Consider the following 16,249-nt stretch of genomic DNA (forward strand, 5'->3'; position numbering starts at 1 on the left):
TTGGCAAAGATTCCGTATCCTGCGTAATGTTTTCAGGATACGGAATGACAACGGTCATTTAATAGCCAAACGACTTTTCACCTACAAACGAACCTAATTTGCCACCTAAATATCCGCCTACAGCACCGCCGATATAACCGCCCGCAGCCATGCCGCCCGGACCGGCAATCGCGCCTAATGCCATTCCGGTAAAGGTACCGGCTAGTGCACCTGCACCTGTACCAGCGAATCCTCCAGCATCTGAAACAATGGTTTTACGGAGGTCAAAACCGCCGGAAACTTGTTGTAAATCATCCATATTTAAAGTTTGCATATTAGCACTCCCAAATGAAAATAAGTTGATAAAGAGAATAGCAAACGTTTTCATTTGTCTGCTGTTATGTCGACATAGACAGTATGTATTAGTTTTTTTTTTTGAAATTATTTTATAAATTATATTAATAAGTAAATATAACAAATAAATAAAATTAACTATATTATCAAACCAATATCTCAACATAGACATTCAAATTTGCAGCAGAAGGTCGTCTGAAAAGTTTTCAGACGACCTTTGCCTATCTGTTGCCCCGTATGTGGAAACATAAGAAAATAGCCTTATTTTTTCAACCAAGTAAAGGAACCCTTCATGAGCACATTCCCTATCGCGCGCACGGGCGATAAGATACTTGAAATCCAAGGCAAAATGGCGAACCGCCACGGCTTGATCGCCGGTGCGACCGGTACGGGTAAAACCGTGACCCTGCGCCGTATGGCGGAAGCCTTCAGCAGCGAGGGCGTTCCCGTATTTTTGGTTGACGTCAAAGGCGATTTGTCGGGCATCGCGCAAGCGGGTGCTGCCAGCGGCAAAGTGGGCGAACGCATTGCCGAGTTTGGCTTGGGCGAGCAATGGCTGCAAAGTTTCCCCGTGCGCTTTTGGGATGTTTACGGCGAAACCGGCATTCCGGTGCGCGTGACCGTTTCGGAAATGGGCCCGCTGCTGCTGGCGCGTTTGATGAATTTGAACGATACGCAGGAAGGCTTGTTGAACCTCGTGTTCAAAGTTGCCGACGATAAAGGCTGGCACATTCTGGATTTGAAAGACTTGCGCAGTATGCTAAAACACGTTTCCGACCACGCTTCGGAATACCGCACGCAATACGGCAACGTCTCCGCCGCCAGTATCGGCGCGATTCAGCGGCAGCTTTTGACGCTGGAGAACGAAGGTGCGGAAAAATTCTTCGGCGAGCCGTCGCTCAACTTGCAAGATTGGATGCAGACCGACAACGGCAAAGGCGTCATCAATGTCCTCAATTCGGAAAAACTGATGCGCTCGCCGCGTATGTACAGCGCGTTTTTGCTGTGGATGTTGGCGGAATTGTTTGAAACCCTGCCCGAAGTCGGCGATTTGGACAAGCCGAAATTCGTGATGTTCTTCGACGAAGCGCATTTGATGTTCGACAACGCCGCCAATGCGCTGGTGGAGCAGGTCGAACAAGTCGTGCGCCTGATCCGTTCCAAAGGCGTGGGCGTGTATTTCGTGACCCAAAACCCGCTCGATTTGCCCGACACCATCCTCGGACAGCTCGGCAACCGCGTGCAACACGCCTTGCGTGCCTTCACGCCGCGCGACCAAAAAGCGGTTAAAGCCGCTGCCGAAACCTTCCGCAGCAACCCGAATATCAAAGTTGCCGAAGCGATTGCCGAACTGGGCGTCGGCGAAGCGCTCGTTTCCTTCCTCGACGAAAAAGGTATGCCCGAGCCGGTAGAGCGCGCGCTCGTCCTGCCGCCGCAATCTTCCTTAACCCCGCTTGCCGCAGAGGAACGCAACCGCTTGTTCCAAAACGATGATTTGTATCCGACCTATAAAGACATGGTGGACAACTATTCCGCCTTTGAAGCCTTAGCCGAAGCCGACAGTCAGGCTGCGGCGGAGAAAGAGGCGGCAGTTGCGGCAAAAGAGCAGGAAAAAGCGCAGAAAGCTGCCGAAAAAGAAGCCGCCAAAGCCGATCCCGGCATACTCGGCGGATTCTTGGGTGGGCTGAGCGGCGGACGCAAAAAGTCCAACCAAGGCATTGCCTACGATTTGGCCGACTCGGTCGGCAGCCAAATCAACCGGCAGGTGACTAACGCCATCTCGCGCAGCATCATGGGCGTGATTAAGAATCTGTTGAAGTAAGCACAACGTTAAGAGGCCGTCTGAAAACCCGTTTAACGGATTTTCAGACGGCCTTTATATATACCGGCGTATTTTCCTTTGCACCGCGCCCTATAAGGTAAACGGCCAAAATCCCGAATGCCGTTATTCCCGCACAGGCGGAAGTTTAGACTTTCTTATTTGATATTTCTGAATAAGACAAACAAACCAAGCCCTGCCCCTGGATTCCCGCCATATGCAGGGATGAAAATGGTAAAAAGTTAAATATCAACGCAATCCAAACGCAGCCGATCAAAAAAGCCGTCTGAAAGATTAACTTTCAGACGGCCTTTTACCTTACAGCCAGTTACTTAGCCAGTTCGGCACGCAGTTTCTTGGTTACTTTGACCATGTTTTCCAACGCTGCCACGGTTTCCGGCCAGCCGCGGGTTTTCAGGCCGCAGTCGGGGTTGACCCACAGGCGGGCAGCAGGAATCACATCCAGCGCTTTGCGCAGCAGGTGCTCGATTTCGGCTTCAGCCGGAACGCGCGGGCTGTGAATGTCGTATACGCCCGGACCGATGTCGTTCGGATATTTGAAGTCGCCGAACGCAGTCAGCAGCTCCATATCGGAACGCGAAGTCTCGATGGTGATGACGTCGGCGTCCAAAGCGGCAATCGCAGGCAGGATGTCGTTGAATTCGGAGTAGCACATATGGGTGTGGATTTGCGTGCTGTCCTCGCAACCGGCAGACGACAGGCGGAACGCTTCGCCCGCCCAGTTCAGGTAGGCATCCCAGTCGGCGCGTTTCAACGGCAGGCCTTCACGGATGGCGGGTTCGTCAATTTGGATGACTTTGATGCCTGCTTTTTCCAAATCCAATACTTCGTCGTTCAAAGCCAATGCGATTTGTTTGCACACGGTAGCGCGCGGAATATCATTGCGGACGAACGACCATTGCAGGATGGTTACGGGGCCGGTCAACATACCTTTCATCGGGCGTTTGGTCAGGCTTTGCGCGTAAGTGGACCAAGCGACGGTCATGGCTTCGGGGCGGCTTACATCACCGAAGATAATCGGCGGTTTCACGCAGCGCGAACCGTAGCTTTGTACCCAGCCGTATTGGGTGAACGCGAAACCGCTCAGCAGCTCGCCGAAGTATTCGACCATGTCGTTACGCTCGGCTTCACCGTGTACCAATACGTCCAAATCCAATTTTTCCTGTTCTTCAACCACATAGGCGATTTCTTTTTTCATCGCGGCTTCGTAATCGGCGGCGGAGAGTTCGCCTTTTTTGAAGGAGGCGCGTGCTTGGCGGATTTCGGTAGTCTGCGGGAAAGAACCGATGTTGGTGGTCGGCAATGGAGGCAGGTTCAACCATGCCTGTTGCGCTTTGATGCGGTCGGCAAACGGAGATTTGCGTTGGTCTGCGTTGGCAGGCAGATCGGCAAGGCGTTTGGCGACTTCCGCGCGGTGGATTTCGCTGCTGTTGGCGCGGGAATCGGCGGCGGCGCGGCTGGCGGCCAGTTCGGCGGCAACGGCTTCGCGGCCGTCTGAAAGCGCGGCTTTCAATACTTTCAGTTCCTGCGTTTTTTGCAGGGTGAAGGCCAGCCAAGAGTACAAATCGGGCTTGTTGGCTTTCAGTTTTTCTTCAACCGACAAATCGTAAGGGGTATGCAGCAGCGAACATGAGCTGGAAATCCACAAGCGATCGCCCAATTTCGCTTTCAACGGTTCCAACACGGCCAAGGCTTTATCCAAGTCGGCACGCCAAATGTTGCGGCCGTCAATGATGCCGGCGGACAGGACTTTGTCGTAGTCGGCGAATGCGGCCAACTGTTCGGGCGCACGCACCAAGTCGATGTGCAAGCCGTCGACAGGCAGAGATTTCAGCAGGGAAGCGTGTTCGGCTACCGAACCAAAATATGTGCTCAACAGGATTTTGGCGTTTACTTTGCTCAAAGCGGCGTAAACGTTTTGGTAAGCCGCCACCCACTCTTCGGGCAGGTCGAGAGTCAGGGCGGGTTCGTCGATCTGAATCCACTCCGCGCCCGCTTCTACCAAAGCGTTCAAGAGTTCCGCGTATACCGGCAGCAGTTTCGGCAGCAGGTCGAGGCGGTTGAACGCCGAACCTTTTTCTTTGCCCAGCCACAGGAACGTCAGCGGGCCGACTACGGTCGGCTTGGCTTTCAGACCCAATGCCTGCGCCTCTTTAAGCTGCTGCACATAATGCGCGGGGTTGGCTTTAAATTCGGTATCGGCGTGAAATTCCGGTACGAGGTAGTGATAATTGGTGTCGAACCATTTGGTCATTTCGATGGCAAACTGGTCTTTATTGCCGCGTGCCAGTTGGAAGTATTGTTCCAAAGTCAGCTTCTGGCTGTCGAAGCCGAAACGGGCGGGAATCGCGCCGGTGGCAACTTGCAGGTCGAGGATGTGGTCGTAGAAAGTGAAGTCGGCCGCAGCCACGAAATCGGCATCGGCAGCCGCCTGATGTTTCCAGTTTTTCTCACGCAGACCTTTGGCCGTATCCAGCAGCTCCTGTTCGCTCAATTCTTTGCGCCAGTATTTTTCTTGGGCGAACTTCAATTCGCGGAATGCGCCTACGCGCGGGAAACCTGAAAAATGTAATGTTGTCATATTGCTCTCCTGGGGAAATGGGATTTATCCGTTAATTCAAAGGGATTCGTGTCATTTAATTAATAAGGCCGTATGCCTAAAGTGTGGCAGATGGCGTAAGTCAGTTCGCTGCGGTTGAGCGTGTAGAAATGAAAGTCTTTTACGCCTTCGCGCAACAATACTTTCACCATGTCCATTGCAATACTGGCCGCCACCAGATTGCGCGTGGTCTGGTCGTCATCCAGCCCTTCGTACATTTTCGCCAGCCATGCCGGAATTTTGACGTTGGTAACTTTCGCCATTTTGCCCAACTGCTTGAAGTTGGTAACGGGCAGGATGCCCGGTACGATTTCGGCGTCGATACCCATCATCACGCAGCGGTCGCGGAAACGCAGATAGCTCTCCACGTCAAAGAAAAACTGTGTGATGACATGATTCGCACCTGCGTCGATTTTGCGTTTCAGATTGATTAAATCCGCCTGCGCCGATTTGGCTTCGGGGTGCACTTCGGGATAAGCAGCCACGGAAATATCAAAATCCGCCACCTCTCGCAGCAGCTTGACCAAATCGGACGCGTAAAAAGGTTCTTTGTCGTAACCGGCGGGCTTGTCGCCGCGCAACGCCACGATGCGGCGGATGCCGCTGTCCCAGTAATCTTTGGCGATTTGGCGCAATTCGTCGGGCGTGGCATCGATGCCGGTCAGGTGCGGCGCGGCATCCAGCCCCGTTTCCTGTTTGATTCTTTTGACGATTCCGTGCGTACGGTCGCGTTCGCCGGAGTTGGCGCCGTAGGTAACGGAGACGAATTTCGGACGCAGGGTTTGCAGACGTCGGATAGAGTCCCACAGCATGGTTTCCATCTGTTCGTTTTTCGGCGGAAAAAACTCGAACGATACATTGATGTTGCCGTTCAAATCGGCAATGCTGCTATTCAACTCGTTAATCTGTCTGGCGTAGCTCATGTTGCGCTTTCTTTATATTTTATTACTTTATTCTGTTTATCTTAAATCTTCGACTTGCATGAGTCAATTTACAAATTTTCCGATTTAACATGAATTATTTTAATAAATCAGCCATCATTCCGTTTCCTCAATCCATGCCTGCTGCACGGCCTCGAGGATACGTTCGCCGCAACGGGCGGGATCGTCGTCAAAGTCGGGCAGCGCCATAATCAGGTCGCGCAGTTGGGTAAAGCGTACGGTTCTGGGGTCGATGCTGTCGCCATGCAGATCGTAGAGTTCTTCGGCAATGCGCCGGGTATCAGTCCATTTCATGATTTGTCCTTTGTGTTTCGGGATTGCGTTATCAGGCCGTCTGAAAATCCCGCCCTGAGTTTTTTCAGACGGCCTTTATGGATTAATGCTCTTCACGCGCGTGGTTGATGGTGTATTTTGGAATTTCCACCACCAAGTCTTCGTCGGCAACCATCGCCTGACAGCTCAGGCGCGAGTCGGCTTCCAGACCCCATGCCTGGTCTAGCAGGTCTTCTTCCAATTCGGTCGGTTCTTCCAAACTGTCGAAGCCTTTGCGGATGATGACGTGGCAGGTGGTGCAGGCACAGGATTTTTCGCAAGCGTGATCGACTTCGATGTCGTGGTCGAGCAGCACGTCAAGGACGGTTTTGCCTTCGGGTGCGTCTTCGATGACTGCGCCTTCGGGACATAATACGGCGTGTGGGAGTACGGTGATTTTGGGCATTTTTATTGTCTCGGTTGTTTAAAAGTGGTTGTGGTCGGATTGTTTTCAGACGGCCTGACAAATGAAACCATAAGGCCGTCTGAAACTGTTTACAACACGATACCTTTATTTTTTAAATTTTCCAGACATTCGTCCAGATAAGCATCATCGTGTTCGGGGTAAATCGGCGAATCAGCGGCTTCGGTATCGTGTGCGGGATAAGGGGCAACCGCTTTGCCGCGGTACAGCGGGTCTTTCCACAACGGGTCGGGTTTGTAACCGCGTTTTTCCATTTCTTCCATAATCAACGCGTGATACAGATAGAGCTTGTCAGGCGAATGGGTGAAAACGTAATTCACCGTCGCGTGCGGTCTGCCCCAGCCTGCTCCGCGTAAGGCGGCGCATTCGCGGTGTTGCCCCAAAAGCTGGGCGCGGGGGAGTAGCGGGATGAGGGTTTGGTGCCAGAGTCTCATAGAAGAAATCGGATCGGTTTGGATACTAGACTTTCAGACGACCTTGGTGTCTTTCGAGGCCGTCTGAAACCGTTTAAGCATCAAATATTATCGACACTCTGCCCTGTCAGCGCACGTTGGATGTTGCGGTTCATACGTTTGGCGGCGAAGTTGTCGGTGCTGCGGCTGAGTTTGGCGACGGCGGCGCGGATGTCTTCGGCGTTGCCGTCTTTCAGACGACCTTGTAAATCGGCGATGTCTCGCTGGATTTGTGCAAGCTCTTCGGCATCCAGCAAATCGCTATCCAACTCAAGGGCGGCGTTGACTGCGTCGGTCAGGCTTTCGGCTTCGACCACGGCTTCGGCGCGGGCGCGTGCCGCCATGTCTTCGGCGGCGTTGCTCATGCTGTCTTTGAGCATTTGGGTGATGGTGTCGTCGTCCAAGCCGTAGGAAGGTTTGACTTCGATTTGCGCCTGTACGCCGGTGCTTTGTTCTTGTGCGGAAACGGACAGCAAGCCGTCGGCGTCAACTTGGAAGGTAACGCGGATACGTGCTGCGCCTGCGGTCATGGGCGGAATACCGCGTAAGGTAAACTTGGCAAGGCTGCGGCAGTCGGAAACGAGTTCGCGCTCGCCTTGTACGACGTGTATCGTCATGGCGGTCTGGCCGTCTTTGAAGGTGGTGAAATCCTGCGCGCGCGCGGTGGGGATGGTGGAATTGCGCGGGATGATTTTTTCGGCGAGTCCGCCGTAGGTTTCCAAACCGAGCGACAGGGGGGTAACGTCCAGCAGCAGCCATTCGCCGTCGGTTTTGTTACCAGCAAGGACGTTCGCCTGTATGGCGGCGCCGAGCGCGACGACTTCGTCGGGATTGAGGTTGTTCAGCGGGGTTTGTCCGAAGAAGGTGGCGACCGCTTGTTGGACGTGCAGCATACGGGTGGAACCGCCGACCATAATCACGCCTTTAATGTCGGCTTTGGTCACACCTGCGTCTTTCAGTGCCTGTTTAACCGGCTCTATGGTTTTTTGCACCAGATTTTGCGTCAGGTGGTGAAATTCTTGGCGGGTAATGACGGTATGGATTTTGCGGCCGTCTGAAAGCGTGGCTTCGACGACGGCTTCGGTTTGGCTGGTCAGTTGTTCTTTGGCGGCGCGGACAAGGGAAAGCAGAAGCTGGCTGTCGCGCTCGTTGAGTTTGGAAAGGTCGTTTTGTTCGAGCAGGTGGCAGAACAGGCGGTGGTCGAAATCGTCGCCGCCCAATGCGCTGTTGCCGCCGGTGGCTTTGACTTCAAACAGCCCTTTGGTCAGTTGCAATACGGATACGTCGAACGTACCGCCGCCCAAGTCGTAAACGACAAACGTGCCTTCTGAGGCGTTGTCCAGCCCGTAGGCAATCGCGGCGGCGGTCGGCTCGTTGAGCAGGCGCAATACGTTCAAGCCCGCCAAACGCGCGGCATCTTTGGTGGCTTGGCGTTGTGCATCGTCGAAATAGGCGGGAACGGTAATGACGGCGCCGACCAAATCACCGCCTAAAGTTTCTTCGGCACGCGATTTGAGGGCTTTGAGGATTTCAGACGACACTTCGATAGGCGTTTTTGCACCTTGGCGGGTGTTCAGCTCGACAATATGGCCGCTCTCGCCGAAACGGTAAGGCAGGTAATGCCTTTCCTGTGACAAATCATCCAACACCCGTCCGATAAGGCGTTTGGCAGAACTGACGGTGTTCACAGGATCGGTTTTCTGCGCCTTCAAGGCGCCGTAGCCGATTTCCATATCGCCGTTTTCAGCATAGCGCACAACCGAAGGCAGGGTAACGCGCCCTTCTTTATCGGGCAGACAGGCCGCACTGCCGCTGCGCACGGTTGCGACAAGGCTGTTGGTCGTACCCAAATCAATGCCTACGGCTAAACGGTGCTGATGCGGTGCGGCAGACATGCCGGGTTCGGAAATCTGCAAAAGTGCCATGATTTGTGTGCCTTTTTGGTTTTATTCGGTATGGCCTGCCATTTTAGCAGATTTTACCGCTGATAGTTGAGTGGTTTGGTCAGGATTATCCGGCTGCATCATTCCTTGCGGAACGTGTTTCGGACTGTCGACGGGAAACCGTCCGCCTACCCTCTCCAGGACGTCCAGCCAATCAAAAAGGCCGTCTGAAATTTGCTTTCAGACGGCCTCTATCAGTCTTTCAAATACCGATTTATTTTATTATTTCAGCGCTTCCCATTTCCAGTTGCGTACTTCAGGGATGTCTTCGCCGTTTTCACGGATGTAGCTGTGGTGGAACGCCAGCGTGTCATCCATTTTCTTAGCAAAGTCTTGCGCTTTGTCGCCGTATACGGCCAGCGCCGCATCTTTGGCAACGTGGAAACGGTCCATTTCCGACAACACGCGCATATCGAACGGAGTGGTAATATCGCCGTTTTCGCGGTAGCCGTGGATACGCAGGTTGTGGTTGTGGCGGTCGAAGAAAATGTCGCGAACCATGCCTTCGTAACCGTGGAAACAGAAGATAACCGGTTTGTCTTTGGTAAACAGGGCATCGAACTGCTCGTCGGTCAAGCCGCGCGGATCAACTTTCGGATGGCGCAGCTTGAGGATGTCCACCACGTTGATGAAGCGGATTTTCAGTTCGGGGAACTGTTTGTTCAAGATGGTAATCGCAGCCAACGCTTCCAAGTTCGGTTCGGTTGCGGCAGCGGCAATCACGACATCAGGTTCACCGCCTTTGTCGGTAGAAGCCCAATCGATGACTTTATAACCTTCGCGCACCAGCTCTTCCGCTTCGGCGGCAGAGTAGAATTGCGGACGCGGATGTTTCGACGACACAATCAGGTTCACCTTGTCTTTGGAAGACAATACTTCCGACATCACCGCCAGCAGGCTGTTGGCATCGGCAGGCAGGTACTCGCGGATAAATTCCGGTTTTTTCTCCGCCAAATGGGTCAACATACCCGGGTCTTGGTGGGTATAACCGTTGTGGTCTTGCTGGAACACGGTCGAAGTGGCAATCAGGTTCAGCGACGGATAAGACTTGCGCCACGGAGCGTGGGTTTTGCATTTGCGCAGCCATTTAAAGTGCTGGGTCGCCATAGAGTCAACCACGCGCAGGAAAGATTCGTAGCTGGCAAAGAAACCGTGGCGGCCGGTCAATACATAACCTTCCAAGAAACCTTCGGCCTGGTGTTCGGAAAGCTGGGAGTCAATCACGCGTCCTGCCGGAGACATCCATTCGTCGTAGGCTTTGTCGATAGGTTCCAGCCATTGGCGGTTGGTTACTTTGAACACTTCGTTCATACGGTTGGATTTGGTTTCGTCCGGACCGAAGATACGGAAGTTGTCAGGGTTGGCTTTAACCAGTTCGGCAGCGTATTTGCCAAATTCAATCATGTCTTGAGCCATGATTGAACCACGGTCGGAATTATCCAAGGCAAATTTTTTCCAATCCGCAGTATTCAGCGGACGCGGATTGATACCGCCATTGGTAATGGGGTTGGTCGACATGCGGCGATCGCCTTTGGGCGAAATGTCACGCAGTTCGGCTTTGAACGTACCGTTTGCATCGAACAATTCTTCAGGACGGTAAGATTTCAGCCATTCGACCAAAGAGTCTACAGTCGCCATATCGTGCGAGCTGGCAGGAATCGGCACTTGGTGCGCACGGAAACCGCCTTCGATAGGTTCGCCGTTCCATACTTTCGGGCCGGTCCAGCCTTTGGGCAGACGGGCAACCAACACCGGCCATTTCGGCATAACGGCCTCTTCGGCTTTGCCTGCACGCGCTTTGGTTTGGATGGCTTTGATTTTTTCAATGGCTTCGTCCAGTTTCTGAGCCATCACTTTGTGAGTGGTTGCGTAGTCGGTGGCCTCTACGAAAATCGGATCCCAGCCCAAACCTTCGAAGTACAAACGCAGACTTTCGTCGGATTTACGCGCCAGAATGGTCGGATTGTGGATTTTGCCGCCGTTCAGGTACAGAATCGGCAATACCGCACCGTCGTTAACCGGATTGATGAAGACATTGGAGAACCAGCCGGCAGACAGAGGACCTGTTTCCGCTTCACCGTCACCGATAACTGTGGCAGCGATTACGTCGGGATTATCCAAAACGGCACCGACTGCATGGGACAGAGCGTAACCCAGCTCGCCGCCTTCATGGATGGAACCCGGAGTTTCAGGTGCGGCGTGGGATGCAATGCCGCCGGGGAATGAGAAGATTTTGCACAACTGTTTCAAGCCGGCTTCGTCTTGGGTGATGTTCGGATAGATTTCGGAGTAACTTCCGTCAAGATATGAGTTTGACACCATCACTTGGCCGCCGTGTCCGGGACCTTCGATGTAAAACATATTCAAATCATATTTATTGATGGCCCGGTTTAAGTGGGCATAGATAAAGTTTTGACCTGCAATCGTACCCCAGTGTCCGATTGGATGAGCTTTAACGTCGGAAGCCTGAATCGGACGCATGAGCAGCGGATTGTCTTTCAGGTACATCTGCGCTACGGAAATATAGTTGGCAGCGCGCCACCATGCATCGACTTTGTTTAAATAATCGGCTGAATCATATTGTGCTGACATAGCATTCTCCTAGTTGATAAATCTTCCTACTTGAAAGAATACTACCATTCATAGTAAAAATAAACTGTTTTTACATTTAAATTCTATTACACCCACCTACATAATTATCTGTACTATAAAGAAGATTACCAGATAGCCTTTTTACTATTTCCCCTTCTTGAAATTTAATTACATTAACTAGAGTAAAAAGCCAACCAAAATTCAAGGACGACTACATATCTTGATACCTTATGCCGTTTTTCTGCTTGTTTGACTATTGCATTGATAGGAAATATCAAAAGGCCGTCTGAAAACGGAATCCCTATTTGGAAATCGTGTTTTCAGACGGCCTTTTGCAACAAAACGCAAACTGCTTTTTGTAACCGGATAACTATTCCGTATCCGGCAGCTCTGCCGAACCCATGCGGCGCAAAATAATATTCGTTTTCGCACGCAGGCGTTTGCTCTTCGGATTATTCGCATAAAATAACGGGGCAGGTACGCGCGCGGCAAGGGAGGCGGCCTGCTGTCTGCTCAGGTTGGCGGCGGGTTTATGGAAAAATTTCTGTGCCGCAGCCTCCGCACCAAACACGCCGTAATGCCACTCAATTGAATTCAGATAAAGCTCGAAAATGCGGTCTTTGTCGGTAACCGCCTCCATCATTGCCGTAATCGCCGCTTCTTCGCCTTTGCGGATATAACTGCGGCTTTCGTTCAAAAAAAGATTTTTGGCAAGCTGCTGGCTGATGGTCGAGCCGCCCGCCTTCACCTTGCCAGTTTTGCGATTGCGTTTGATGGCATACTGAATACCGCCCCAGTCGAATCCCGCATGCTCGGCGAACTTGGCATCTTCCGAGGCAATCAGTGCTTTTTTCAGGTTTGGCGAAATCTGGTTATACGACACCCAACGGTAGTCCAGCGGCACATCGCTCCCTTCCTGCGCAAACTGCTTCATCCGCATGCTCATGAACGCGGTTTGGTATGGGGCGACGGCGCGGTAAGTAATGATATTGCCGTACACATAGGCATTAAAGAAAATAAACACGCCGACCGGCAGAGCAATCAGCCATTTGATGATGCGGAACATGTCAGCGGTCCCTCATATATTCAATCACGGATACGGCGTCCGGTTCGAATCCGCGCCAAAGCCGGTAGGAAACTGCGGCCTGTCCGACCAGCATTCCCAACCCGTCGGCCGTTTTCGCCGCACCGCTCTTGCGGGCGAAATCCAAAAACGGTTCCGCCCCTTTGCCGTAAACCATGTCATAAGCCAAACTGCATTTGCCGAACACTGCGGGCGCAATATCGGGAAGCTGCCCGCTCAACCCGCATGAAGTACCGTTGATAACCACATCGAAATATCCTGCGGGCAAGTCCTGCATTAAGGCCGTCTGAACGCCGAACCGCCCTGCCAACACGCGTGCTTTTTCAGGCGTGCGGTTGGCGACGGTAACGCTTGCCGGACGTTCGTCCAGCAACGAGGGGAGCACGCCGCGTACCGCCCCGCCCGCGCCCAGCAGCAGGATATGCTTCCCCTTCGGAGAAACGCCCTGCCGCACCATATCGCCGACCAAACCCGCGCCGTCGGTGTTGTCGCCGAGAAACCTGCCGCCGCCCAAAGGGATAACAGTATTGACCGCTCCGGCGGCGGCCGCGCGTTCGGAATGTTCGTCCACCCAGTCGAAAGCATCGGTTTTGAAGGGAACGGTAACATTCGCCCCCTGCCCGCCTTCGGCGAAAAACCGTTCTGCCGCCTGCGCGAATCCGCCGATTTCGGCGCAAATCCGGACATATTCGATTTCAACATATTCCTGCGCGGCAAACTGCCGATGTATTTCCGGCGACCTGCTGTGCGCAACAGGATTGCCGATTACGGCATAACGGGGCTTGTCGTTCATCATTCGTATGCTCTCGAACCGGAATTTAAAGATGCGCTATTATAGCCATGTTTTTAACCGCATACTTTCTTTGTTTTTATTTCGGCTCCGATACCTATCCGCACGTTTCTGCAAAATTTCCCGCAGGCCGTCTGAAATCTTGCCGCGAGCAGCTCGAAAAAATAAAAACGTTGCGGCAAACCCTGCCCGCATATAGACACCTGATAAATTGTTGACAATCAGGCCGTCTGAAACTATATTTTACCGCTTAAACTCTCTGTTGGTTTCAGACGGCCAAGTCCGTCATTTCTCACGCCGCCCCGTGTTTTTCGCGCCCGTCTTATGGCAAAATAGCGTTATCGGGAAACCAGCGGAACCACGCACTTGCCGAATTCCATTTCTTACTTTTTAGGAGCCGAAAATGTCCATCAAAAACGCCGTCAGGCTGATTGAAGAAAGCGAAGCCCGCTTCGTAGATTTGCGCTTTACCGATACCAAAGGCAAGCAGCACCACTTCACCGTCCCCGCCCGCATCGTCCTCGACGACCCTGAAGAGTGGTTTGAAAACGGTCAGGCGTTTGACGGCTCGTCCATCGGCGGCTGGAAAGGCATTCAGGCATCCGACATGCAGTTGCGCCCCGACCCTGCAACTGCCTTCATCGACCCCTTCTACGATGACACCACCGTCGTCCTCACCTGCGACGTCATCGACCCCGCCGACGGTCAAGGCTACGACCGCGACCCGCGCTCCATCGCCCGTCGTGCCGAAGCCTACCTCAAATCCTCCGGCATCGGCGACACCGCCTACTTCGGCCCCGAACCCGAATTCTTCGTCTTCGACGGCGTAGAGTTTGAAACCGATATGCACAAAACCCGTTACGAAATCACGTCCGAAAGCGGCGCATGGGCAAGCGGCCTGCACATGGACGGTCAAAACACCGGCCACCGCCCTACCGTCAAAGGCGGCTACGCCCCCGTCGCCCCGATTGACGCCGGACAAGACCTGCGTTCCGCCATGGTGAACATTTTGGAAGAACTCGGCATCGAAGTCGAAGTCCACCACGCCGAAGTCGGCACCGGCAGCCAAATGGAAATCGGCACGCGCTTTGCCACCTTGGTCAAACGCGCCGACCAAACCCAAGACATGAAATACGTCATCCAAAACGTCGCCCACAACTTCGGCAAAACCGCCACCTTCATGCCCAAACCCATCATGGGCGACAACGGCAGCGGCATGCACGTCCACCAATCCATCTGGAAAGACGGTCAAAACCTGTTCGCAGGCGACGGCTACGCCGGCTTGAGCGACACCGCGCTCTACTACATCGGCGGCATCATCAAACACGCCAAAGCCCTGAACGCGATTACCAATCCGTCCACCAACTCCTACAAACGCCTCGTGCCGCACTTCGAAGCGCCGACCAAACTCGCCTACTCTGCCAAAAACCGTTCCGCGTCCATCCGCATCCCGTCCGTGAACAGCAGCAAGGCACGCCGCATCGAAGCGCGTTTCCCCGACCCGACTGCCAACCCATACTTGGCGTTCGCCGCCCTGCTGATGGCGGGTTTGGACGGCATTCAAAACAAAATCCACCCGGGCGACCCTGCCGATAAAAACCTCTACGACCTGCCGCCGGAAGAAGACGCACTCGTTCCAACCGTCTGCGCCTCTTTGGAAGAAGCACTCGTCGCGCTCAAAGCCGACCACGAATTCCTGCTGCGCGGCGGCGTGTTCAGCAAAGACTGGATCGACAGCTACATCGCCTTCAAAGAAGAAGACGTACGCCGCATCCGCATGGCGCCGCATCCTTTGGAATTTGAAATGTATTACAGCCTGTAAAACCGGATTTTAGGTTTCCGGCTTAATAGAGAGGCCGTCTGAAAAACAAATTTCAGACGGCCTCTCTATATATTTATCGACGGAACGGACAATCCCGTCCGATAACCCTCCAGTTTGCCCGACAATTTCTAAAGAACAGAATCGCAGCAAAAAATCCCGCATTGCCGCATTCCCGTTACAGAACAATTTCCAGGCCGTCTGAAACCGTCACACAAGTTTTCAGACGGCCTACCATCAGGAAAAATTACCGTTTATCATATACAATTTGCAAAAATACTACACAAAATATTTACAAAAATAACAGACAGAACAATAGATTACAAAATAAGAAACAATATCGCGTTGCAACAGTCAGCCTAAAGAATAATAATGCCATCACATACCGTTCAGGCACAAAAACTGACCGCGTAAAACATCATACAGGCTCAAAAACCTGTTTTTCTAACACTTAAAAACGTTCATTACGGAGATAATCATATGAAAACCCGATTCACCTTAACCGCTCTGGCTTTGACTTCTGCTCTCGCATTCAGCACTTCTGCGATGGCGGCTGAAAGAACAGGCATGTTTAACGTACATCTCAAATTAACCGGTACTTGTGAGGTATTAACTACAGATACAGGATTGAGCGGTACCAAAATTACTACCGACTCCCCGAATCTTGCAGGGGCAGACATTGATTTCGGCACCCACACTGCCTCTTCCTCTTCTCTCCAAATTGACAAAAACAACGTTGGCGGCGCAAGCAACGGCATTCAAATTAATTGCAGTAAAAACACACCGTTCACCGTAGCTTTGGAACCTCAGAATGTTAAGACCGCAAATGGTAAAGGTACCATGCAAGGCATTACTTCAGGAAATACCGACACCATCGCTTACCAACTTTACAAACCGACTGTTACTGGCTCTGGATTGACCACGACAATCACAGAAACTGCAACCTCCAATCCTTGGGGTACGGGTTCCGACGTATTGTCTCTGACTGGTAAAGGTTTGGATTCGAACGCGACCATCAAATTACCCGTCTTCGCCGCAGTACCCGCAGGCGAACTGGACAAATTCGTCGATACATATCAAGACCAAGTAAAAGTAACCTTGGCTTACTAAAAAAATATCT

Annotated in this window: 13 protein-coding genes; 3 read left to right on the plus strand and 10 right to left on the minus strand. The window is 52.6% G+C overall.

The window, feature by feature from the left end; all coding sequences use genetic code 11:
* Positions 1–58 precede the first annotated feature (58 nt).
* The gene (locus ACI43T_RS05685; RefSeq protein ID WP_405385788.1) at positions 59–505 is read right to left on the minus strand and encodes a hypothetical protein; all 447 of its coding nucleotides are present in this window, start codon (positions 503–505) and stop codon (positions 59–61) included.
* A gap of 120 nt (positions 506–625) precedes the next feature.
* On the opposite strand from ACI43T_RS05685, the gene ACI43T_RS05690 reads away from it, so the two are divergent.
* Positions 626–2,155, plus strand: coding sequence for a helicase HerA-like domain-containing protein (locus ACI43T_RS05690; RefSeq protein WP_405385790.1), 1,530 nt, complete (start codon positions 626–628; stop codon positions 2,153–2,155).
* Between the two features lie 325 nt (positions 2,156–2,480).
* Here the strand turns inward: ACI43T_RS05690 and metE are convergent, their stop codons facing one another.
* The 9 genes from metE to aroE all read right to left on the minus strand — a co-directional run bounded on the left by metE (position 2,481) and on the right by aroE (position 13,313).
* The gene (gene metE, locus ACI43T_RS05695) at positions 2,481–4,754 is read right to left on the minus strand and encodes a 5-methyltetrahydropteroyltriglutamate--homocysteine S-methyltransferase (protein WP_405385792.1); all 2,274 of its coding nucleotides are present in this window, start codon (positions 4,752–4,754) and stop codon (positions 2,481–2,483) included.
* 59 nt (positions 4,755–4,813) lie between these two features.
* Entirely contained in the window at positions 4,814–5,695 is an 882-nt protein-coding gene (metF, locus tag ACI43T_RS05700; protein WP_009174482.1) for a methylenetetrahydrofolate reductase, read from the minus strand.
* A gap of 114 nt (positions 5,696–5,809) precedes the next feature.
* Positions 5,810–6,007: a Fe-S cluster assembly protein IscX gene (gene iscX / locus ACI43T_RS05705; RefSeq protein ID WP_009174483.1), complete on the minus strand. Its 198-nt coding sequence runs from the start codon at positions 6,005–6,007 to the stop codon at positions 5,810–5,812.
* A gap of 82 nt (positions 6,008–6,089) precedes the next feature.
* Positions 6,090–6,431, minus strand: coding sequence for an ISC system 2Fe-2S type ferredoxin (fdx, locus tag ACI43T_RS05710; protein WP_405385795.1), 342 nt, complete (start codon positions 6,429–6,431; stop codon positions 6,090–6,092).
* 89 nt (positions 6,432–6,520) lie between these two features.
* Complete coding sequence (locus ACI43T_RS05715) at positions 6,521–6,883, minus strand: TIGR02328 family protein (protein WP_293279487.1); 363 nt, start codon at positions 6,881–6,883, stop codon at positions 6,521–6,523.
* Positions 6,884–6,963: 80 nt separating this feature from the next.
* Positions 6,964–8,826: a Fe-S protein assembly chaperone HscA gene (hscA, locus tag ACI43T_RS05720; protein WP_314105604.1), complete on the minus strand. Its 1,863-nt coding sequence runs from the start codon at positions 8,824–8,826 to the stop codon at positions 6,964–6,966.
* Positions 8,827–9,066: 240 nt separating this feature from the next.
* On the minus strand, positions 9,067–11,436 hold the full coding sequence (locus tag ACI43T_RS05725; RefSeq protein ID WP_377081516.1) for a phosphoketolase family protein: 2,370 nt from the start codon (positions 11,434–11,436) through the stop codon (positions 9,067–9,069).
* A 370-nt stretch (positions 11,437–11,806) separates the two neighbouring features.
* Positions 11,807–12,502, minus strand: a complete 696-nt coding sequence (gene mtgA, locus ACI43T_RS05730) for a monofunctional biosynthetic peptidoglycan transglycosylase (protein WP_009174488.1) — start codon at positions 12,500–12,502, stop codon at positions 11,807–11,809.
* Between the two features lies 1 nt (position 12,503).
* Positions 12,504–13,313 (minus strand): shikimate dehydrogenase, encoded by an 810-nt coding sequence (gene aroE / locus ACI43T_RS05735; RefSeq protein WP_405385837.1) that lies wholly within the window; start codon positions 13,311–13,313, stop codon positions 12,504–12,506.
* A gap of 400 nt (positions 13,314–13,713) precedes the next feature.
* Here aroE and glnA point away from each other — a divergent pair, with 400 nt between their 5' ends.
* Positions 13,714–15,132, plus strand: coding sequence for a type I glutamate--ammonia ligase (gene glnA / locus ACI43T_RS05740; RefSeq protein ID WP_405385799.1), 1,419 nt, complete (start codon positions 13,714–13,716; stop codon positions 15,130–15,132).
* A gap of 477 nt (positions 15,133–15,609) precedes the next feature.
* Positions 15,610–16,239: a spore coat protein U domain-containing protein gene (locus ACI43T_RS05745; protein WP_405385801.1), complete on the plus strand. Its 630-nt coding sequence runs from the start codon at positions 15,610–15,612 to the stop codon at positions 16,237–16,239.
* Positions 16,240–16,249 lie beyond the last annotated feature (10 nt).

This window comes from Neisseria oralis (genome assembly GCF_045062685.1).
Taxonomy (GTDB): Bacteria; Pseudomonadota; Gammaproteobacteria; order Burkholderiales; family Neisseriaceae; genus Neisseria; species Neisseria oralis.